Origin of the sequence: Peribacillus phoenicis (genome assembly GCF_047238085.1) — a bacterium.
In the GTDB taxonomy this organism is placed as follows: Bacteria; Bacillota; Bacilli; order Bacillales; family DSM-1321; genus Peribacillus.
Genome location: NZ_JBDFMF010000001.1, coordinates 5,136,165 through 5,157,189, shown reverse-complemented (window position 1 = coordinate 5,157,189; position 21,025 = coordinate 5,136,165). Strand labels below are relative to the sequence as shown.

General features: G+C 41.0%; 22 protein-coding genes. 21 read left to right on the top strand and 1 reads right to left on the bottom strand.

Annotated features, from left to right (window positions below):
• Positions 1 to 304: 304 nt before the first annotated feature.
• From rpmH to ABC374_RS25505, 11 genes are all read left to right on the top strand, one after another.
• The gene (gene rpmH / locus ABC374_RS25555; protein WP_034316183.1) at positions 305 to 439 is read left to right on the top strand and encodes a 50S ribosomal protein L34; all 135 of its coding nucleotides are present in this window, start codon (positions 305 to 307) and stop codon (positions 437 to 439) included.
• An 80-nt stretch (positions 440 to 519) separates the two neighbouring features.
• Positions 520 to 876: a ribonuclease P protein component gene (rnpA, locus tag ABC374_RS25550; RefSeq protein WP_063234313.1), complete on the top strand. Its 357-nt coding sequence runs from the start codon at positions 520 to 522 to the stop codon at positions 874 to 876.
• Between the two features lie 175 nt (positions 877 to 1,051).
• Complete coding sequence (spoIIIJ, locus tag ABC374_RS25545) at positions 1,052 to 1,840, top strand: YidC family membrane integrase SpoIIIJ (RefSeq protein ID WP_063234312.1); 789 nt, start codon at positions 1,052 to 1,054, stop codon at positions 1,838 to 1,840.
• Positions 1,837 to 2,457, top strand: coding sequence for an RNA-binding cell elongation regulator Jag/EloR (gene jag / locus ABC374_RS25540; RefSeq protein WP_137020458.1), 621 nt, complete (start codon positions 1,837 to 1,839; stop codon positions 2,455 to 2,457). The genes spoIIIJ and jag overlap by 4 nt, the downstream gene beginning before the upstream one ends.
• Before the next feature lie 331 nt (positions 2,458 to 2,788).
• Complete coding sequence (mnmE, locus tag ABC374_RS25535) at positions 2,789 to 4,174, top strand: tRNA uridine-5-carboxymethylaminomethyl(34) synthesis GTPase MnmE (protein WP_350300820.1); 1,386 nt, start codon at positions 2,789 to 2,791, stop codon at positions 4,172 to 4,174.
• A gap of 21 nt (positions 4,175 to 4,195) precedes the next feature.
• A complete protein-coding gene (gene mnmG, locus ABC374_RS25530) occupies positions 4,196 to 6,082 on the top strand; it encodes a tRNA uridine-5-carboxymethylaminomethyl(34) synthesis enzyme MnmG (RefSeq protein WP_350300819.1) in 1,887 nt (628 codons plus the stop codon).
• Between the two features lie 30 nt (positions 6,083 to 6,112).
• On the top strand, positions 6,113 to 6,829 hold the full coding sequence (gene rsmG, locus ABC374_RS25525) for a 16S rRNA (guanine(527)-N(7))-methyltransferase RsmG (protein ID WP_101223977.1): 717 nt from the start codon (positions 6,113 to 6,115) through the stop codon (positions 6,827 to 6,829).
• Positions 6,830 to 7,204: 375 nt separating this feature from the next.
• Positions 7,205 to 8,065, top strand: coding sequence for a nucleoid occlusion protein (gene noc, locus ABC374_RS25520; RefSeq protein WP_101223976.1), 861 nt, complete (start codon positions 7,205 to 7,207; stop codon positions 8,063 to 8,065).
• Between the two features lie 259 nt (positions 8,066 to 8,324).
• Positions 8,325 to 9,086: a ParA family protein gene (locus ABC374_RS25515; RefSeq protein ID WP_413020112.1), complete on the top strand. Its 762-nt coding sequence runs from the start codon at positions 8,325 to 8,327 to the stop codon at positions 9,084 to 9,086.
• Positions 9,079 to 9,939 (top strand): ParB/RepB/Spo0J family partition protein, encoded by an 861-nt coding sequence (locus ABC374_RS25510; protein ID WP_350300818.1) that lies wholly within the window; start codon positions 9,079 to 9,081, stop codon positions 9,937 to 9,939. Before ABC374_RS25515 ends, ABC374_RS25510 begins: the two co-directional genes overlap by 8 nt.
• A gap of 53 nt (positions 9,940 to 9,992) precedes the next feature.
• Positions 9,993 to 10,694 (top strand): DUF554 domain-containing protein, encoded by a 702-nt coding sequence (locus ABC374_RS25505; protein ID WP_350300817.1) that lies wholly within the window; start codon positions 9,993 to 9,995, stop codon positions 10,692 to 10,694.
• Positions 10,695 to 10,748: 54 nt separating this feature from the next.
• Here the strand turns inward: ABC374_RS25505 and yyaC are convergent, their stop codons facing one another.
• Positions 10,749 to 11,384, bottom strand: a complete 636-nt coding sequence (yyaC, locus tag ABC374_RS25500) for a spore protease YyaC (protein WP_413020111.1) — start codon at positions 11,382 to 11,384, stop codon at positions 10,749 to 10,751.
• 392 nt (positions 11,385 to 11,776) lie between these two features.
• Here yyaC and ABC374_RS25495 point away from each other — a divergent pair, with 392 nt between their 5' ends.
• The 10 genes from ABC374_RS25495 to dnaB all read left to right on the top strand — a co-directional run bounded on the left by ABC374_RS25495 (position 11,777) and on the right by dnaB (position 20,829).
• Positions 11,777 to 12,613, top strand: coding sequence for a mechanosensitive ion channel family protein (locus tag ABC374_RS25495; protein ID WP_350300815.1), 837 nt, complete (start codon positions 11,777 to 11,779; stop codon positions 12,611 to 12,613).
• Positions 12,614 to 12,633: 20 nt separating this feature from the next.
• A complete protein-coding gene (locus ABC374_RS25490; RefSeq protein WP_034316158.1) occupies positions 12,634 to 12,831 on the top strand; it encodes a DUF951 domain-containing protein in 198 nt (65 codons plus the stop codon).
• A 168-nt stretch (positions 12,832 to 12,999) separates the two neighbouring features.
• Positions 13,000 to 14,100 (top strand): redox-regulated ATPase YchF, encoded by a 1,101-nt coding sequence (gene ychF, locus ABC374_RS25485; RefSeq protein ID WP_034316156.1) that lies wholly within the window; start codon positions 13,000 to 13,002, stop codon positions 14,098 to 14,100.
• A gap of 415 nt (positions 14,101 to 14,515) precedes the next feature.
• Positions 14,516 to 14,800 (top strand): 30S ribosomal protein S6, encoded by a 285-nt coding sequence (rpsF, locus tag ABC374_RS25480; protein ID WP_034316153.1) that lies wholly within the window; start codon positions 14,516 to 14,518, stop codon positions 14,798 to 14,800.
• Positions 14,801 to 14,869: 69 nt separating this feature from the next.
• Entirely contained in the window at positions 14,870 to 15,394 is a 525-nt protein-coding gene (gene ssb, locus ABC374_RS25475) for a single-stranded DNA-binding protein (RefSeq protein WP_057278276.1), read from the top strand.
• A 48-nt stretch (positions 15,395 to 15,442) separates the two neighbouring features.
• The gene (gene rpsR / locus ABC374_RS25470) at positions 15,443 to 15,682 is read left to right on the top strand and encodes a 30S ribosomal protein S18 (protein WP_053348323.1); all 240 of its coding nucleotides are present in this window, start codon (positions 15,443 to 15,445) and stop codon (positions 15,680 to 15,682) included.
• A 236-nt stretch (positions 15,683 to 15,918) separates the two neighbouring features.
• Positions 15,919 to 16,866, top strand: coding sequence for a YybS family protein (locus tag ABC374_RS25465; protein ID WP_413020109.1), 948 nt, complete (start codon positions 15,919 to 15,921; stop codon positions 16,864 to 16,866).
• 41 nt (positions 16,867 to 16,907) lie between these two features.
• Entirely contained in the window at positions 16,908 to 18,878 is a 1,971-nt protein-coding gene (locus ABC374_RS25460) for a DHH family phosphoesterase (protein WP_350300813.1), read from the top strand.
• Positions 18,875 to 19,324 carry a 50S ribosomal protein L9 gene (gene rplI, locus ABC374_RS25455; protein ID WP_101223970.1) on the top strand — a complete coding sequence of 150 codons (450 nt, stop codon included), beginning with the start codon at positions 18,875 to 18,877 and terminating at the stop codon, positions 19,322 to 19,324. The genes ABC374_RS25460 and rplI overlap by 4 nt, the downstream gene beginning before the upstream one ends.
• Positions 19,325 to 19,464: 140 nt before the next feature.
• Entirely contained in the window at positions 19,465 to 20,829 is a 1,365-nt protein-coding gene (dnaB, locus tag ABC374_RS25450; RefSeq protein ID WP_063234298.1) for a replicative DNA helicase, read from the top strand.
• Positions 20,830 to 21,025 lie beyond the last annotated feature (196 nt).

Sequence of the window (21,025 nt, the reverse complement as noted above, 5' to 3'; positions counted from 1 at the left end):
CGAAAAATGATTCACGTCCATTCTTAATTATTTGTCGAATGTTGTTTCGAACAAGGGAGGATTCATTGCGAATCTCATATTTGTGCTCATGGATAAAATGATGGAAATTTGCCTTTCCCCAAAAATTTCTATATCAGTTCGGAGCAAAATCATTTACAATAGGCTAGGTAGTAAAAAAAGGCCAACTGGACATTGAGCATTAAAAAAGAAATATTTTTATGGATGAGGTTGACAAGTAGAAACCTCCATCTATATAATTGTAAAGACTGTCTTTAACTGTTATTCCTCAGGGAGGTGTCATATAATGAAAAGAACTTATCAACCGAATAACCGCAAACATAGTAAAGTTCACGGTTTCCGTGCACGTATGAGCACGAAAAACGGACGTAGAGTAATCGCTGCACGTCGCCGTAAGGGCAGAAAAGTATTATCTGCATAGACCACTGAAAAGTCTCAGTGGTCTTTTTTCGCAAAATAAGGGATTTACTGAGACTCAATTCATGTAATGAAGGTGTAAAAATGAAAAAAAAGTTAAGGATTAAGAAAGAGGACGAATTTCAGCTTGTGTTTAAAAAAGGTGAGTCTTCTGCTAATCGGCAATTCGTTGTCTATGTCCTTGAAAAGCCAGGTCAGGATTATTTTCGGATCGGCCTTTCAGTCAGTAAAAAAATCGGGAACGCCGTTGTAAGGAACCAAATTAAAAGATACATACGGCAAGCGTTTTTGGAATTGAAAGAAGATATAGAAGAGGGTAAGGATTATATTGTGATTGCTCGAAAACCAGCAGCGGAGATGGACTTTTTCCAGGTGAAAAGCAGCTTGATCCATGTCCTGAAACGTTCTAAATCACTAAACTTTAAAATGAAAAAACAATAAAGTCCCCTTAATATCGAATAAGCACTCCTCGGATCATGTGGTTACTTGAGAAAGATGACATAGAAAATCCCGATTGTAACTGTGGAAAAAGTGGATTGCTTTTCCTTGAAATCTTCTATCAAACAGTTCACAATTGTTTCAAAAAAGATTGATTGCAGTTAGGAGGAAATTACGGTTGAAAAAACGAATATTACTCATTATTGGACTAGCCTCGATAATGATGTTGTTAGCAGGGTGTACGGAAATTAAAGAACCTATTACTGCGGATAGTGAAGGTTTTTGGAATTCATACATTGTCTATCCATTATCAGCCCTGATCATTTGGCTTTCTGAAGCATTTGGCGAGAACTATGGTTTGGGAATCATCGGTGTTACACTAATCATTCGCTTAGCATTACTTCCATTAATGATCAAACAGGTGAAAAGCTCGAAAGCAATGCAGGCCATTCAGCCTGAAATGAAAGAACTTCAAGCAAAATACAGCTCAAAAGATGCTGCCACACAACAAAAACTACAGCAAGAAACAATGGCTCTATTTTCAAAATATAATGTGAATCCATTGGCGGGATGTTTGCCGATATTGGTGCAAATGCCAATTTTGATCGGATTTTACCATGCAATCAGCCGTACGGAAGAAATTGCTTTACATAGTTTTCTTTGGTTTGATTTAGGTTCCCCGGATCCTTATTATATTTTACCGGTCGTTGCAGGTATCACGACTTTTATCCAGCAAAAGATGTCCATGGTTGGAATGAACTCCAATCCACAAATGGCGGCACAAATGACGATGATGCTTTACATCATGCCAATCATGATTGTTGTATTTGCTATTAATTTCCCCGCTGCTCTTTCTCTTTACTGGGTAGTTGGTAACCTTTTTGGTATCGTTCAAACATATTTCATCAAAGGTCCGGATCTTAGAAAAGCAGCTGCGGAAAACGCGGGAGGGGCAAAGAAAAAGTGAAAAAAGTAACTGCTACAGGACAATCTGTCGAAGAAGCAGTAAATTTAGCTTTAGCTCAACTGAACAGCACTAAAGATCGCGTGGAGATTGAAATAGAAGATGAAGGCAAAAAAGGATTTTTTGGTTTATTTGGTGCAAGGAAGGCAATCGTCCATGTGACCTTGCCTGCCGATCCCATTGAAGAGACACTGGGATTTTTGAAGAATGTCAGCGTGGAAATGGGAGTCAATGCACAAATTGATGTCACCCGTAAAGGTAAGAATGTAACATTCCATTTATCAGGTGATAAAATTGCCTTATTGATTGGAAAAAGGGGTCAAACACTAAATTCACTTCAGTATTTAGCACAGCTGGTTGCAAATCGATATTCGAAGCAGTTTTTGAATATTACTGTAGATGCAGAAGATTATCGAAATCGCCGCAATGACACTTTAATCCAATTGGCCGAAAGAATGGCAAATAAAGCCATGAAAACAGGTAAAGCTGTTTCACTTGAGCCGATGCCATCCTATGAACGAAAGGTCATCCATAATGCTCTCTTGGATTATCCAAAAATAAAAACGACTTCAAGTGGGACGGAACCTTATCGCCACTTAGTCATTACTCCACTTAAATGAACCTTCTGCTTTTAAGCAGGGGTTCTTTTTTTTAGGCCTTGCTATCAATGTGTGTCGAATATTTTTATACAAAGTACTAATTCAACAATAAGTGACATATTTCTTTATATATTCTTGATCCGTAAAGGGAAGCGGACGATATTTGTTATTCACATGTGGATAAGTTAAAATAGATGTTACAGAATATGGATTGACGGCATGTGGATAACTCTTGAGAGGAAGGAGTATCTACTTTTTTTCATCAATATACTGTGGTATTGTAGTAATTTAGGGATTCGACGATTTTATTATCAGAAAAAAATAGAAACATCAATATATAAGAGGTGAAAACATGGAATTCGATACAATCACCGCTATCTCTACTCCCTTAGGGGAAGGGGCAATCGCCATCGTTAGAATCAGCGGTGATGAGGCCATAGAAATAGCCGACAGGATCTTTAAAGGACCAGGTGGAAAAGGATTGCTTGATGTGAAATCACACACGATTCATTATGGCCACCTTATCCAGCCAAAAACAGGTGAAATCATAGAGGAAGTCATGGTTTCGGTCATGATGGGTCCAAAGACATTTACAAGGGAAGATGTAGTTGAAATAAATTGTCACGGTGGAATCGTTTCGGTCAATCGGGTATTGCAGCTCATTCTCTCACAAGGTGCTCGTTTAGCGGAACCTGGTGAATTTACGAAACGGGCTTTTTTGAATGGCAGGATCGATCTTTCTCAAGCTGAGGCCGTTATGGATTTAATCCGCGCTAAAACGGATAAAGCGATGAATGTTGCATTAGGTCAAATGGAAGGCCGGCTTTCGAAATTAATTCAAAATCTGCGTCAGGAAATTTTACAGACCCTCGCTCAAGTCGAGGTTAATATAGATTATCCGGAATATGATGATGTCGAAGAAATGACGCATCGTTTATTTTTGGAAAAGGGCAGTTATGTGAAGAATGAAATAGAGAAGCTGCTTCACACGGCCCAACAGGGTAAGATACTTAGGGATGGGCTTGCGACCGTTATCATTGGGCGCCCTAATGTCGGAAAATCTTCTTTGCTTAACAGCTTAGTTCATGAAAATAAAGCGATTGTCACTGATATTCCAGGTACAACACGTGACGTAATTGAAGAGTATGTCAATGTTCGCGGTGTACCGCTTAAACTCGTCGATACAGCAGGAATTCGCGAAACGGAAGATATCGTTGAACGAATTGGAGTTGAACGGTCTCGTGCAGTATTAAAAGAGGCTGATTTAATATTGCTTGTATTGAACTATTCCGATGATTTCACTGCCGAAGATGAGAAATTGTTTCAAGCGGTTGAGGGAATGGATGTTATCGTTATCATCAATAAAACCGACCTTCCACAAAAAATCGATATGGCAAAGGTTAAGGAAAAGGCGGCATCCCATAAAGTTGTTTCCACTTCATTACTGGAGGATCGAGGGGTCGATGAATTGGAAGAAGCCATCGCTTCTTTATTTTTTGAAGGTTCTTTAGAAACGGGAGACCTGACGTATGTTTCCAATGCAAGGCATATAGCTTTACTGGGACAGGCATTACAGTCTATTGAAGATGCAATCGATGCTATTGAAATGGGTACGCCGGTTGATTTGGTTCAAATCGATTTCACGAAAGCCTGGGAGATCCTTGGAGAAATCATTGGCGAAAGCGTTCAGGATAATTTGATCAACCAATTGTTCTCTCAATTTTGTTTAGGAAAATAAGCGTAAAAGGAGGAAAAGGATATGCAATACGAAGCAGGTAGCTATGATGTCATTGTTATTGGTGCCGGTCATGCTGGCAGTGAGGCAGGCCTTGCAGCTGCAAGAGTAGGAGCTAAAACGTTGATGATCACCATTAATTTGGATATGGTCGCCTTTATGCCATGCAATCCCTCCGTTGGCGGGCCGGCAAAAGGGATAGTCGTTAGGGAAATTGACGCTTTAGGCGGTGAAATGGGAAGGAATATCGACAAGACCCATATTCAAATGAGGATGCTCAATACGGCTAAAGGTCCGGCTGTTCGTGCGCTGCGGGCGCAGGCAGATAAATTTCTCTATCAGCAAGAAATGAAAAAAACGATAGAAGACCAAGAAAATTTGACATTGATTCAAGGAATGGTAGAAGAATTAATTGTTGAAAACGACGTATGTACGGGTGTCATCACTAAAACAGGAGCGGTGTACCGTGCGAAAACTGTCGTAATCACGACGGGAACATATTTACGCGGTGAAATCATTTTAGGGGAACTGAAATATTCAAGCGGCCCAAATAACCAGCAGCCTTCCATCAGGCTTTCTGAACATTTAGAGCAGTTAGGATTTGACTTGGTCCGTTTTAAAACAGGAACGCCGCCACGAGTGAATAGCTCTTCCATAGATTACAGCAAAACGGAAATTCAGCCTGGCGATGAAGTGCCACGCGCATTTTCTTATGAAACGACAAAGTTCATAACGGATCAATTGCCATGCTGGTTGACATACACGAATGAGGGGACACATCAGCTCATTGATGAAAATCTGCACCGTTCTCCAATGTATTCCGGAATGATTAAAGGAACCGGACCGCGATATTGTCCATCGATAGAAGATAAAGTCGTTCGTTTTAATGATAAACCACGGCATCAAATCTTCCTGGAACCTGAAGGCCGCAATACAAAGGAAGTTTATGTGCAAGGTTTATCCACCAGTCTGCCTGAAGATGTACAAGTGAAAATCCTGCAAACAATTCCAGGACTTGAAAAGGCGGAAATGATGCGTGCTGGATATGCAATTGAATATGATGCTATCGTTCCTACGCAGTTATGGCCTACACTTGAAACGAAGAAAATCAAAAATCTGTATACTGCTGGCCAAATTAACGGGACATCCGGCTACGAGGAAGCAGCAGGACAAGGATTGATGGCCGGTATTAATGCAGGATTGAATGCAATGGGAAAAGAAGAACTGATTTTAAGCCGTTCGGATGCCTATATTGGTGTTCTCATTGATGACCTTGTGACGAAAGGTACGAATGAACCATACCGTTTACTGACTTCGCGTGCAGAATACCGTTTATTATTGCGTCATGATAATGCCGATTTACGCTTAACGGAAATTGGATTCAATATCGGGATGATCAAAGAAGAACGCTACAATCGTTTCCTTATGAAAAAAGAAGCGGTTGAAATGGAAAAGGAACGACTGAAATCAAACTTCATCAAACCGACCAAAGAGGTTCAAGAAGTCATTACTGCAAGCGGCGGCAGTGAGTTGAAGGATGGAATCCGTGCCTCCGATTTATTGAAACGGCCTGAAATGGATTATTCCCACATTCAGAAGTTGGCGCCAAGTGATGTCGAACTGAGCGATGAAGTGACGGAACAGGTCGAAATCCAGATCAAGTATGAAGGATATATCGAAAAATCCTTGCAGCAAGTCGATCGCCTGAAAAAAATGGAGAATAAAAAGATTCCAGAGAATATCGATTATGATGCAATTTCTGGTCTTGCAACGGAAGCACGTCAAAAGTTAAAGCAGGTCCACCCGCTATCAGTAGCTCAGGCTTCAAGAATTTCAGGTGTGAATCCCGCTGATGTTTCCATTTTGCTTGTTTATTTGGAACAAGGTAAGATCGCCAGAGTATCTCAGTAATGGAAATACCCGAAAAGGATTGAAGCAGACATGAATATTGAACAGTTCCAACAAGCACTGCTGGAGAAAGGAATCGAGCTATCTCCTCAACAGCTTGATCAGTTTGACACTTATTATCGATTATTGGTGGAATGGAACGAAAAGATGAACTTAACAGCCATCACTGATAAAGAAGAAGTTTATCTGAAGCATTTTTATGATTCAATCAGTGCAGCCTTCTATTTTGACTTTAATAAATCATATCGAATTTGCGATGTTGGGGCTGGAGCTGGATTTCCGAGTATTCCCTTGAAGATTTGTTTCCCTGATATCCACGTCTCGATTGTGGATTCCTTGAATAAGCGAATTTCTTTTTTGAATCACCTTGCGGATTCCTTGCAATTAAAGGGAGTTTCCTTCTATCATGACCGGGCTGAAACCTTCGCCCAAAAACCGGAGCATCGCGAATCCTATGATATTGTCATGGCAAGGGCGGTAGCCAGGATGTCCGTTTTAAGTGAACTATGTTTGCCGCTTGTTAAACCGGATGGGACGTTCATTGCAATGAAAGCGGCTAGTGCACAAGATGAAATGGACACTGGGAAGAAGGCCATTTTTACATTAGGCGGAGAAATCGAAGAAATTCATCCTTTCACATTGCCAGAGGAAAATAGTGAAAGAAACATCATTACTGTAAAAAAAGTGAAGAAGACTCCTAAAAAATACCCGAGAAAACCAGGGACACCAAATAAACAGCCTATTGAATAATCTTTGCAAGAGGAGTATGTTTTCATAGTAAGCGCAGATGATTCAAATACATGGCTGGTACTTGCCCTTATTTTCTTTTACTATAAATGTATGAACTTATTATTTTCACTCAATACTGCATTTGCCAACAAAGGCATTAGGTACATGTTAAAACGTGTGCCCTGTGCTGGCTGATTCAGGGAAATAGTCTAGGGAATGCCGGCCGATATCCATAATAACTGGCCTTCCATTCCTCATTATTACCTTGATGGCGCCAGTCGACATGTTTTTTACAGTGAAGGGCCATATGTATAACCATGTCGGGAAATGTATGCAGGACTTGTCCTTTAAATAGAGAATATGTTATTTGGGAGTTTTAAAAGGTGGTGTAGGAAGATGAAGCATCCTTTTTCGCGGTTCTTTGGGTTTGGCGAAAAAGAAGAAGAGCAACTAGAGATGGAGACACCTAGCAATAATAATGAAGAGATAAGAAAAATTTCCATTTCTGATATTGTGCCTAATCGATTTCAACCAAGGACCGTTTTTAATGACGATAAAATTGCTGAATTGGCTCAAACGATTCATACTCATGGGATCATTCAACCAATTGTAGTAAGGGCTTATGGTCAGGGAAAATATGAAATCATTGCAGGTGAGCGTCGTTTCCGGGCCATGCAAAAGCTTGGCTGGGAATTGGCACCTGCTATAATCAAGGATTTCACCGATACAGAAACGGCTTCCGTCGCGCTGATAGAAAACCTTCAGCGTGAAGAACTGACACCGATTGAAGAAGCTTTGGCTTACGGAAAACTATTGGAGCTGCATAGTTTAACCCAAGAAGCGCTGGCACAAAGACTGGGAATAGGTCAATCTACCGTGGCGAATAAGCTTCGGCTGCTTAAGCTGCCACAGGAGGTTCAGGATGCACTTCTTCAAAAGCAAATTACGGAACGCCATGCCCGTTCGTTGATACCGTTAAAGAGTCCTGAAAAGCAGCTTAAACTGCTTGTGGAAATCATCGAAAAAGGGTTGAACGTCAAGCAGACCGAAGAGCAAGTCGTCAAGCTCCTGACGGGTACTGTGCAGAAGCCGAAACCTAAGCGAAAAGCGTTTAGTAAAGACATGAGGATTGCCGTGAATACCATACGCCAATCACTCAATATGGTTACAGACAATGGAATAAATTTGGATGCAGAGGAAGAAGAATTCGAGGAGTATTATCAGTTCACGATTAAAATACCCAAGAAAAAAACTTGATTCCCTATCCTTAGCCCGCTTGGTAGTCTTCGATTACCAAGCTTTTTTATTTTCACTCCAAAACTGGCATTTTCCGCCTTGAAAACATTCAAATTTCCCCGGGTTTTTAATGCTTTTAGGTGTATTTGAAATTTTAAGAGGAATTTCAGAAAACGATTTCTTCCAGTAACATTCATGATAAAATAGAAAGAAATAAATGGATTTACGGTACAAATCAGTAGATATAGCGTGATGAAGATAGTTGAAAGCAGGTGAATTCGTGGGGAAGATTCTCGCCATTGCCAATCAAAAGGGCGGTGTTGGAAAAACGACAACTTCTGTCAGTCTAAGTGCTTGTCTTGCATATATAGGACAGAAAGTCTTAATGGTCGATATTGACCCGCAGGGAAATGCGACAAGCGGTGCAGGTATCGACAAAGCAGATGTGGAACAATGTATTTATGATGTATTGGTTGATGATGTCGAGGCCAGTACCGTTATCATGGAAACAAAGGTAGAAAACCTATATGCCATACCTGCGACAATTCAACTTGCAGGTGCAGAAATTGAACTTGTTCCAACCATCTCAAGGGAAGTCCGATTAAAAAGGGCCTTAGAAGAGGTGCAAAGCCAATATGATTACATTGTGGTTGACTGTCCTCCATCATTGGGTTTGCTTACGCTAAATGCCTTAACGGCCGCTGATGCAGTTTTGATTCCGGTACAATGTGAATATTATGCATTGGAAGGTTTGAGTCAACTTTTGAATACGGTCCGCCTCGTCCAAAAGCATTTGAACCATGATTTGAAAATCGAGGGTGTGCTTTTGACGATGTTGGATGCAAGAACAAATCTAGGTCTCCAGGTCATAGAAGAAGTAAAAAAATACTTTCAGGATAAAGTCTATCAAACCATCATTCCCCGCAATGTCCGTTTGAGTGAAGCACCGAGCCATGGAGAACCGATAATTATATATGATCCAAAGTCACGTGGGGCGGAGGTCTATCTAGAACTGGCAAAGGAAGTGGTATCAAATGGCTAAAGGACTTGGCAAAGGACTTAACGCACTTTTCAACAGTGGGGAGATCAGTAAAGATGAAATCGTGCGCGAAATCAAAGTAAGGGAATTAAGGCCAAATCCTTATCAGCCCCGAAAGAACTTTCGGCTTGAAGCTATAGAGGAATTAAAGCAATCCATCATGGAACACGGGATATTACAGCCGATTATTGCCCGGGAAAGCATTAAGGGATATGAAATTGTGGCTGGGGAAAGGCGTTACCGAGCTGCCAAAGAAGCTGGTTTAAATACAGTTCCGGTCGTTGTGAGGAAATTGAGCGAACAGCAGATGATGGAACTGGCGATTTTGGAAAACCTGCAACGGGAGGATTTGAATCCGATCGAGGAAGCCGTTGCTTACCAAACACTTCTTGAAAAATTGGAAATTACTCAGGAGCAGTTGGCCAATCGGCTGGGTAAAAGCCGGCCCCATATAGCAAACCATGTTAGATTACTTTCTTTGCCTGAAGGGATTAGGAGATATATCTCGGACGGGGAAATTTCCATGGGGCATGGACGGGCATTGCTAGGTTTAAAGAAAAAAGAGATGCTTAAGCCGGTAGTGGATAAAATCCTCAAAGAAGGTATGAATGTCAGACAGCTAGAGCAATATATACATCAATTGAATGATACCGTTTCACGTGAAACCAAACCTAAGAAACAAGAGAAAAAAGATATATTCATAAAGCAACGGGAGACAAGTCTGCGTGAAAGACTAGGGACGAGCGTAACGATAAAACAAAGCAAGAAAAAAGGAAAAATAGAAATTGAATTCTTTTCAAAAGAAGATTTAGAGAGAATTTTGAACTTGATCGATCAAGAGAACCTTTCCTCTTAGATCGCCTTTATGAAAAGATCGTGACGACTTATGCAGAAAATTAGGTGGATGAGATGGTATTATTAGGGGCCTTGGTGAATGGTGCCTGCATTTTAATCGGTTCGATTTTAGGAATGTTTTTACAACATATACCTGAAAAGATAAAAGAAACGGTCATGAGCGGCATCGGTTTGGCTGTCATGGTCTTAGGTTTGCAGATGGGGTTTAAAAGTGATAATTTCCTTGTTGTCATTTTAAGTATTGTCGGAGGGGCTGTCCTTGGTGAATGGATGAATCTTGAGGCTAAGCTTAATTCTTTAGGAAATTGGCTTGAACGCAGGATGAAAGCGAAGGAAGGATCTTCGATATCTCAGGGGTTTGTAACGGCTACGCTCATATTTGGCATTGGGGCGATGGCCATTATCGGTGCCCTGGATAGCGGTATCCGGAATGATCATGACGTTTTGATAACAAAAGCGATCATCGATGGATTTACAGCATTGGTCCTTGCCAGCACGCTCGGCATAGGTGTACTTTTTTCAGCATTTCCGATCATTCTTTATGAGGGGTTAATGGCGATTTTTTCAAGGCAGATCAATACGATGATCCCAACTGCTTTAATGGATTCCTTCATATTGGAAATGACGGCAACTGGGGGAGTCATGATTTTGGCAATTGGCTTGAATATTATCGGTGTCACCAAAATAAGGGTGGCGAATCTGCTTCCAGGCATAATGATCACCGCCATTCTGGTTACTTTCATGTATTATGTATAAAAAAGAAGGAAGGGGATGACCCCTTCCTTCTTTTTTATCATAAGCAAAAATCGATCAAAGGGTTTTTTCTTGCTTGAATGACCATGTGAAAGGAGTGATGGTAGGTTTTATTGGATAATGATTTTGTGCTTCATGAATCCCTTCGGCAATGGTTTTGGCCATTTTTAGCACAAGATTAAGACGAGTGTTCTGCAAGACCATAAACTCCATGAATCCACTTACATTCACGATTCCTGTAATATGGGCATTTCCAACGGAAGGAAGATCTTTATTGACCCCAGCACCCGGCTTCACTGGTCCCTGGCCGATTTGAACTATGCCGACGCTTTTCATTTTCCCTAAGCAAGCATCGATTCCGACTATAAATGGATTGACATGCATCTTTTTGATTTCATTTAATTTTTCCTGTAAATTCATCGCATGTATAGGGTCATCCAGAGTACCATAAACATGGAATGAAGAAGAACTGTTTTCAGCTTTTTCACTAAGCAGAGTGCCGACAAGTGGTCCGAGTGAATCGCCTGTGGAACGGTCTGTGCCTATACAGACGATGACGATTGGTTGAAGCTTTCCGGTAGGTAGGAGGTTGATCAATTCCTGGGAAATTTGTTTGGATGCATCCGTATCTTCATGCAGGATGCGACTCAATCTATTTTTGTTATTATTAAATAGACTAGAATTCAGATTCATCGGCTCAACTCCTTTACTTTATTTGGTATTACAGTATACGGATAAAAAGGGGAAAATATACGGTATTTAACATAATGGATGAGGGAATTTTTTGTAGAACATGCAATCAGTTGAAGGGGATATGAATCGTCGCTTATCCTCTATCAATTACTTTCATTTATACTTTCTAGTAAATAATTGCTTGAATATCTGGGAAAAACCTTCTAAATCTTTTACCTATATACCCATAATTTTTTTGTACAGAAACCATTTTTTATTGATAAAATAGAGAAAATCTCTCTATTTCATGGTTATCTCCATGCATGAAGGGTAGAGGAATGCGTCTATATGGGAAAAAAACATATAGAAGATATAATAGTTTTGCAGTTATTTGCATTAGGCAGGAGGAAAAGATGGATCGCATTTATGATAACGTTACAAATGAGATATTGGATGAAAAGATATGGTTGCGGATGGGTGAGGGCATTATTAAAATCTTCCTTATTCTGTTGTTATCGCGTATTATTATTACAATAGGAAAGACTATTCTGAATAAATTTTTCAAAGCACGTTTAAGAAGTCCCCTTCGGGTATCGGAGCGCAGGGAAGCGACACTCATTAAATTGCTGGAAAATATCATTACCTATATCATCAATTTCATTGCCATGATAATGATTCTGGATATTTTTGGACTTGAAGTGATGCCATTACTCGCTGGTGCCGGTGTTCTCGGTTTGGCGGTTGGGTTTGGTGCCCAAAGTTTGGTCAAGGATATAATTACCGGGTTTTTCGTGATTTTTGAAGATCATTTCTCGGTTGGGGATTATATTAAAATCAATAATTTTGAAGGGGAAGTCATTGAAATCGGGCTTCGTACTACGAAAATTAAAAGCGGTGCAGGGGAATTGCACTTCATACCCAACGGCAGCATCATCCAGGTCACGAATTATTCCATTTTAAATAGTATGGCTGTTGTTGATGTGACCATACCTAACGATGGATCGGTCGAGCGTGCCGAGAAGGTGCTGATTGATCTTTTAAACAGTATGGAAGGCAAATACGAAGCCCTGGTTAAAGCACCAGAATTTTTGGGAATTGAAAAAATCAGTCCTGAAGAAATCGTCTTTCGGGTTAAAGCGGAAACAAAGCCGATGCATCACATCGAAATCAGCAGGATATTAAGAAATGAAATAAGTGCTGCGCTTGATTCAAGTGGGATTAAATCTACGTACAATGGCAGCGAGTCATAGGAGTTAGGGGGCTCATGGTTATGGAAGAAAAGGAATTTGCACTTAAGGATATTGTGGAAATGAAGAAACCACATCCGTGTGGAGTGAATAAGTGGAGAATTATACGGCTCGGAATGGATATCCGGATAAAATGTGAAGGGTGCGGTCATAGCGTGATGCTGCCCCGACGTGAATTCGCGAAGAAAATGAAAAAAGTTCTGCAAAAGCATGAGGAGTGATCATGCTTTTTTTTGGGGAGTGAAAGTAGTCCGGCGTTTCTCATGATTTACTTGTCTTTTTAGGAAGCGAAATCTATAATTGGGAAAGGTTTAGGTAATTGGATGGTCTTTATAGAAGATCGGTTCTTTTCCCATATGTACGAATCATCTTGAAGGAGTGAAATATAAATGGCTTTAACAGCTGGTATAGTCGGTTTGCCTAACGTAGGTAAATCCACTTTATTTAATGCAATTACTCAGGCGGGTGCGGAATCTGCCAACTATCCTTTCTGTACGATCGACCCTAATGTCGGGATCGTGGAAGTGCCAGATCACCGTCTGCAAAAATTGACTGAATTGGTTAAACCGAAAAAGACGGTTCCGACAGCATTTGAATTCACGGATATCGCCGGGATTGTAAAAGGAGCAAGTAAAGGAGAAGGATTGGGTAATAAATTCCTTTCCCACATCCGTCAAGTGGATGCCATTTGTCAAGTCGTCCGTTGCTTTGCAGACGATAACATTACCCATGTTTCCGGAAAAGTTAATCCAATCGATGATATTGAAGTCATCAACCTTGAATTGATCCTTGCCGATTTGGAATCTGTTGTCAAACGCATTGACCGTGTCGGAAAAATGGCCAAGCAAAAAGATAAAGCCGCTGTTGCAGAACATGAAATCCTTGTGGCTTTAAAAGAAGCTTTGGAAGATGAAAAGCCTGCACGTTCCGTCGAGTTTACTGAAGAGCAGCAAAAAATCGTGAAGGGCATGCATTTACTTACAGCGAAGCCGACGCTTTACGTAGCGAACGTGAGCGAAGATGAAGTGGCGAATGCTGACGATAATGAATATGTACAGCAAGTTCGTGAATATGCTGCGAAGGAAAATGCCGAAGTAATCGTGATTTGTGCCAAAATCGAAGAAGAAATTGCAGAGCTTGAAGGTGAAGAAAAGGAAATGTTCCTATCTGAACTTGGCATTGAGGAGTCAGGTCTTGATCAGTTGATCCGTGCTTCTTATAATCTGCTTGGATTGGCAACATACTTTACAGCTGGTGTACAGGAAGTGCGTGCTTGGACATTCCGCAAAGGAATGAAAGCCCCTCAATGTGCCGGCGTCATTCACACGGACTTCGAACGTGGTTTCATCCGTGCCGAAACGGTTTCTTATACCGATTTACTTGAAGCGGGCAGTCATGGTGCCGCAAAAGAAGCGGGTAAAGTCCGTTTGGAAGGAAAAGAATACATCGTTAACGATGGTGATGTTATCCATTTCCGTTTTAACGTTTAAGATTCAAAGACCCTTATTTCCTCAAGTTTTAATCCATTTATTTTAAAACAAAAAAGACTGTAGGCAAAAGGAGTTCTATCTTAATATTAGAACAAAGTTGATTGGAACGGAAGGTACGAGACTCCTGCGGAAAGCGAGTGCCTGAAGTGGAAATCAACGGTCAAATTTTTAAAACCTAAAAAAGAGTGCATGCAAACTGAATGATTATCGAGTTTGTATGCACTCTGAAGGACCCTACCGTTCCATATGTAGGGTCTTTTTTGCGACTTGAATCATTCGATTACAATTAATTGTAATAAGTCGAACCGTTCGTTGCAAAGCATCTTTAACTATGCTATAATTTTATCTTGTGAGTAATTATAAATAATTGCTCCTTGCCCAATTGGGCCGCTTAGACCAAAAGGAGGTGACAGTGATGAGAAAATACGAAATTATGTATATCATCCGTCCAAACATTGAGGAAGAAGCTAAAAAAGCTTTAGTTGAACGTTTCAACACAATCCTTTCTGATAATGGTGCGGAAGTAGAAGCAAAAGAATGGGGTAAACGCCGTCTTGCATACGAAATCAATGATTTCCGTGATGGTTACTACATGCTTCTTAAAGTTAACGCTGAAAGTGCTGCGATTCAAGAATTCGATCGTCTTGCTAAAATCAGTGAAGACATTATTCGCCACATGGCTACTAGAGAAGAAGTTTAATTCAATATTTAATATAAATTCTAATCTTGTTTCACATGAAACAAGCTTGAAACCTAGGGGTTGATTCTGATGATGAATCGCGTAGTTTTGGTAGGACGCTTAACTAAAGATCCTGAATTACGATATACACCTAATGGGGTTCCCGTAGCTACCTTTACTTTGGCTGTGAACCGTAGTTTTACGAATCAGCAGGGTGAACGTGAAGCGGATTTCATTAACTGTGTAGTTTGGCGTAAACCGGCAGAAAATGTAGCTAACTTCTTGAAAAAGGGCAGTTTAGCTGGCGTGGATGGACGTGTCCAAACACGTAATTATGAAGGACAAGACGGCAAACGCGTATATGTGACGGAGATTCTGGCTGAGAGCGTTCAATTCCTTGAACCACGAAGCAGTTCAGCGGGTGAAAGAAATGAAGGCGGTTCTTACGGTGGAGGTCAAAGAAGTTATGGCAATAACGGAAATGACAACAATTCGTATGGACAAAATCCTAATCAGAATCAACGGAGCAATAACAACTACACTCGTGTAGATGATGATCCATTTGCTAATGACGGTAAAACAATCGACATTTCAGATGATGATCTTCCGTTTTAAACAGCCGTTTAAAATGAAAATTCAAAAAAGCAGGGAGGGAAATATATTATGGCAATGGGTGGACGTAAAGGACGCGGTAAGCGTAAAAAGGTTTGTTATTTCACATCTAACGGAATCACTAAAATTGATTACAAAGATACAGATCTTCTTAAAAAATTCGTCTCAGAACGCGGTAAAATTTTACCACGTCGTGTAACTGGCACAAGCGCTAAATATCAACGTAAATTAACGATTGCTATTAAACGCTCACGTACTATGGCATTACTACCATACGTATCTGGTGAATAATAAATTGGCACATTGAGGAGTTATCCTTAATGTGCCTTTTTTATAAGTTATCACTTATGCCTGAAAACTGCTGAATTGCGGTTTTTTTTATTTCAGAAGGAAGTTATCCGGGCGCTTTCCTCAGAAAAAATAATCATATCCTAAAAAAGACTGTGATGTTTGAAATATCCTGGCTGTAACGGATACAATATAAAGATGGAGATAAGACATCAATAATAACAGGGGGTGAAATAAAGATGAATAGCGGGAGACGAATTGCCGAGGGCGGAGCACTTCTGGCACTATATTGCATTTTATTGTTCATCACCATTCAAATCCCACTATTGGGTATTTTCACTGCTTTCTTTTTACCCATTCCATTCATACTGGTCACAATCAAACAAAAGTTATCGTGGAGCCTTGGTTACTTATTTGTAGCCTCGTTATTGTCGATCCTCATCGGGACGATATTGTCTGTTCCCCTGACCTTGCTCATGGGGGCAACGGGAATTGCGATCGGCTATTTTTTGAAAAAGGACAAACCGATGGCACCTATGTTCATAAGTGCAGTCCTTGTCTTTCTGGGGGGCATTTTATTAATATATGCAGCTTCAGTTTTGATAACGGATGTTAATTACATAGAAGAATCGATGAACATTCTTGAGGGGTCCATTGAAAATACAATCGGCATCATGGATTCTTTTGGACAGGCACCGACGGAACAAGTCAAAAAGCAGATGTATGAATCAATCGATATGATGAACACGCTGATGCCAAGTTTGTTCGTCTTGATGTCCGTCATCATGGTTTTATTGATTTTCTTTGCGGCGCACCCCATTGTGAAGAGATTCAGTGATAAGGCGTTAAAATGGCCCCATTTTCGAGATCTGCGACTCCCGAAAAGCCTTTTATGGTATTATTTAATTACGATGCTTCTTGCTCTTTTTGTGAATACGGACAAGAACAGTTTTGTATATATGGCCATAACGAACCTATTTTTCATACTGCAGTTCTTCATATTATTACAAGGGTATTCCCTGATATTCTATATCGCTCATGTTAAGTCATGGGTTAAGGCGATACCGGTTTTAATCGTGGTTTTTTCTTTGCTTCTGCCGATTCCGATTATTACGACGGCCGTCCGATTTTTAGGTATAATAGATTTAGGCTTTCCGTTTAGGGAGACAATCAAGAAAAAGGAATAGAAGACTTTTTTGTAAAACAGATGCTTTTAGGAGCTGAAACTATGCCATCTTATTTGAAAGAATACTCGATTAAGTCCCCATTGTATGGGGTGCTCGCCGCGGTCGTTTTACTTTTGGGCGTCCTGGCTTATTATAATTGGGTTATTGCACTTGTTGGATTATTGATTCTTGCTGGTTTATTTTATTTAACATTAAGAATGGTAGAAAAAAAGCAACGGAAGACAGAAGAGTATATAACGACTTTATCTTACCGTTTAAAGAAGGTAGGCGAAGAAGCGTTATTGGAAATGCCGATTGGGATCATGCTCTTTAATGAGGATTATTACATTGAATGGACCAATCCATTCCTGGCTTCTTGTTTTAGTGAAGACTCCTTGGCAGGAAGATCGCTATACGATGTTGCGGACTCGATAGTACCGTTAATCAAGCAAGAGATCGAGACAGAGACACTTACGCTCCACGATCGGAAATTCAAGGTGGTCCATAAGCGTGATGAAAGGCTTCTTTACTTTTTTGATGTGACTGAGCAAGTGGAAATCGAGAAATTATATGAAGATGAGCGAACGGCAATTGCGATCATTCTTCTTGATAACTATGATGATTTGACCCAGGGTATGGATGATCAGCGCAAAAGCAGCATTAATAGCTTGGTTACCTCACTTCTTGATAAATGGGCAAGGGATAATGGCGTTTTCTTTAAACGGGTTTCCTCGGAACGATTCATCGCTGTCTTTAATGAGCATATCCTTCAGCAGCTTGAAAAGGGGAAATTCTCGATTTTGGATGAAATCAGGGAAACGACGGCCAAGCAAAATGTCCCATTGACCTTGAGCATCGGTGTCGGCTCGGCCGTGTCATCCTTGCCGGAACTAGGTACGCTTGCACAGTCCAGCTTGGATCTCGCTTTAGGACGTGGCGGTGACCAGGTAGCCATAAAGCAAGCGAATGGAAAAGTGAAATTCTATGGCGGCAAAACCAATCCGATGGAAAAACGCACGAGGGTCCGTGCCCGTGTTATTTCGCATGCATTGAAGGATATAGTACTTGATAGCGATAAAGTCATTGTCATGGGCCATAAAAACCCGGATATGGACGCAATCGGTTCAGCAATCGGCATCTTGAAGGTTGCCCAAATGAATGAACGTGAAGGTTATATTGTCATCAACACCCAGCAGCTCGATAGCAGCGTCCTTCGTTTAATGGAAGAGATCAAAAATAAAGAAGAGCTGTATGCCCGGTTCATAACACCTGATGATGCATTTGAAATGATTACGGATGAGACGTTGCTGGTTGTAGTTGATACGCATAAACCTTCCATGGTAATTGAAGAGCGGTTATTGAATAGGATCGATAAGGTTGTGGTCATCGATCATCATCGCCGGGGTGAGGAGTTCATAAAGAACTCATTGCTCGTCTATATGGAGCCATATGCCTCTTCAACGGCAGAACTTGTGACCGAACTGCTTGAATATCAGCCGAAACGCTCAAAGATAGATATGCTGGAGTCGACGGCGCTTCTTGCAGGTATCATCGTCGATACGAAAAGCTTCACCTTGAGAACGGGTTCACGCACTTTCGATGCCGCCTCTTATCTAAGGGCGCATGGAGCTGATACGGTACTTGTCCAGAAATTCTTAAAAGAAGACGTGGACACCTATATCAAACGTTCGAAGCTCATTGAAGAAGTCATCTTTTATAAAAAGGGAATTGCCATTGCAGCGGCAAAAACCGATCAGGTTCATAATCAGGTGCTCATTGCTCAGGCTGCGGACACCCTATTGACCATGGATGGCGTTGTCGCTTCCTTTGTAATGGCAAAGCGATCTGATGATACAGTTGGCATAAGTGCGCGCTCTCTCGGTGATATCAATGTACAGGTGATCATGGAAATGTTGAATGGAGGCGGACATCTAACAAATGCAGCCACTCAGCAGGTATGCTCCATTAATGAAGCCGAAAGTCGATTGAAAGCAGCTATTGATGAATATTTAGAAGGGGGACATAAAGAATGAAAGTGATATTTCTTAAAGACGTAAAAGGTAAAGGGAAAAAAGGGGAAGTTAAAAATGTTGCAGATGGTTATGCACATAATTTCCTGCTTAAACAAGGATTGGCGGTTGAAGCAAATAATTCAAATGTAAAAACTTTGGAAGCCCAGAAAAATAAAGAAGAATCACTTGCAGCGGAAGAGCTGCAGCAAGCTGAAGAATTGAAAGTGCAGCTGGAGAAGTTAACGGTTGAACTATCAGCCAAAGCCGGTGAGGGCGGGCGTTTGTTCGGTTCAATCACGACTAAACAAATTGCCTCGGAGCTTCAGAAAAAACACGGTATCAAGATAGATAAACGTAAAATGGAGCTTGCTGACGGCATCCGTTCTTTAGGGCATACAAAGCTTCCAGTCAAGCTTCATCCTGAGGTCACTGCGACACTGACTGTGCATGTGAAAGAAATTAACTAATTTTAGCTGTTTCATATCTGTGAAAAATTGATAAAATAGAGATAGACGAAAAATGTGATTGGGCATGTTGTCCTTTCACTTTTTTCTTTTTTACTAGAAACATATAAAAGGTATCCTCTTAGATTGGGAGGTTTTAAGATATGATAGAACAATTTCAGGATAGGATTCCCCCTCAAAATATAGAAGCCGAACAGGCTGTACTGGGAGCCATTTTTCTAGAGCCCTCTTCATTGACCGTTACATCGGAAGTTTTGATTCCGGAAGACTTTTACAGAAGCTCTCATCAAAAGATTTTTAATGTGATGCTTAAATTGAATGACGAAGGAAAAGCTGTCGATTTGATTACGGTGACAGAGGAACTGGCTGCGACAAAAAACCTTGAAGAAGTTGGCGGTGTTTCTTATTTAAGTGAATTGGCCGGATCGGTGCCTACCGCGGCCAATATTGAATATTATGCCCGCATCGTCGAGGAGAAGTCATTGCTGCGTCGTTTGATCAGGACAGCGACCAACATCGCTCAGGAAGGCTACAGTCGCGAGGACGAGGTCGAGGAGCTGCTCGGGGAAGCAGAAAAAACGATCATGGAAGTGGCCCAGCGTAAAAATTCCGGGTCTTTTCAAAATATTAAAGATGTATTGGTAGCGACGTACGATAACATAGAAGTTTTGACTACCCGTAAAGGGGATGTCACGGGAATACCGACAGGGTTTGCTGAACTGGATCGAATGACAGCAGGGTTCCAACGTAATGACCTCATTATAGTGGGTGCCCGTCCTTCGGTTGGTAAAACCGCTTTTGCATTGAATATCGCTCAAAACGTTGCTACCAAAACGGAGGAGAATGTAGCGATTTTCAGTCTTGAAATGGGTGCAGAGCAGCTCGTTATGCGTATGCTCTGTGCTGAAGGGAATATCAACGCCCAGAATTTACGGACAGGTTCCTTAACTGATGAGGATTGGCGTAAACTGACGATGGCGATGGGAAGCTTGTCGAATGCCGGCATTTATATCGATGATACCCCTGGTGTGAGGATTGGTGAAATCCGTTCAAAATGCCGTCGTTTGAAGCAGGAACATGGCCTTGGCATGATATTGATCGATTACCTGCAGTTAATTCAAGGCGATGGTCGTTCAGGCGACAACCGTCAGCAAGAGGTATCCGAGATTTCACGTTCACTCAAAGCGCTCGCCCGTGAACTTAAAGTGCCCGTCATCGCCCTTTCCCAGCTATCGCGGGGAGTGGAGCAACGTCAGGATAAGCGCCCGATGATGTCTGATATCCGGGAATCCGGGAGTATCGAGCAAGATGCTGATATCGTAGCATTCTTATACCGTGATGATTATTATGATAAAGAATCCGAGAATAAAAATATCATTGAAATCATTATAGCGAAACAGCGTAATGGTCCGGTAGGCACGGTTTCGCTTGCATTCGTGAAAGAATATAATAAATTCGTTAACCTCGAACGCCGCTTCGATGATGATTCGATGTCTCCCGGCGCATAGAAAACTGCCTGCCATTCATGCGATGGCGGGCTTTCTTTGTTTCGGGAAAAAGAAAGGCCGTTATGATAATAGAAAAAGAAATCAGAGGGTACAATAATGTTTGACAATCCAAAAAAAACGGAAAGAAATTTCTTATATTTACGAACAAAGAATTTTTTAAAAAGTTTATTGTTCGGATTTTGTATTGACTTCCAGT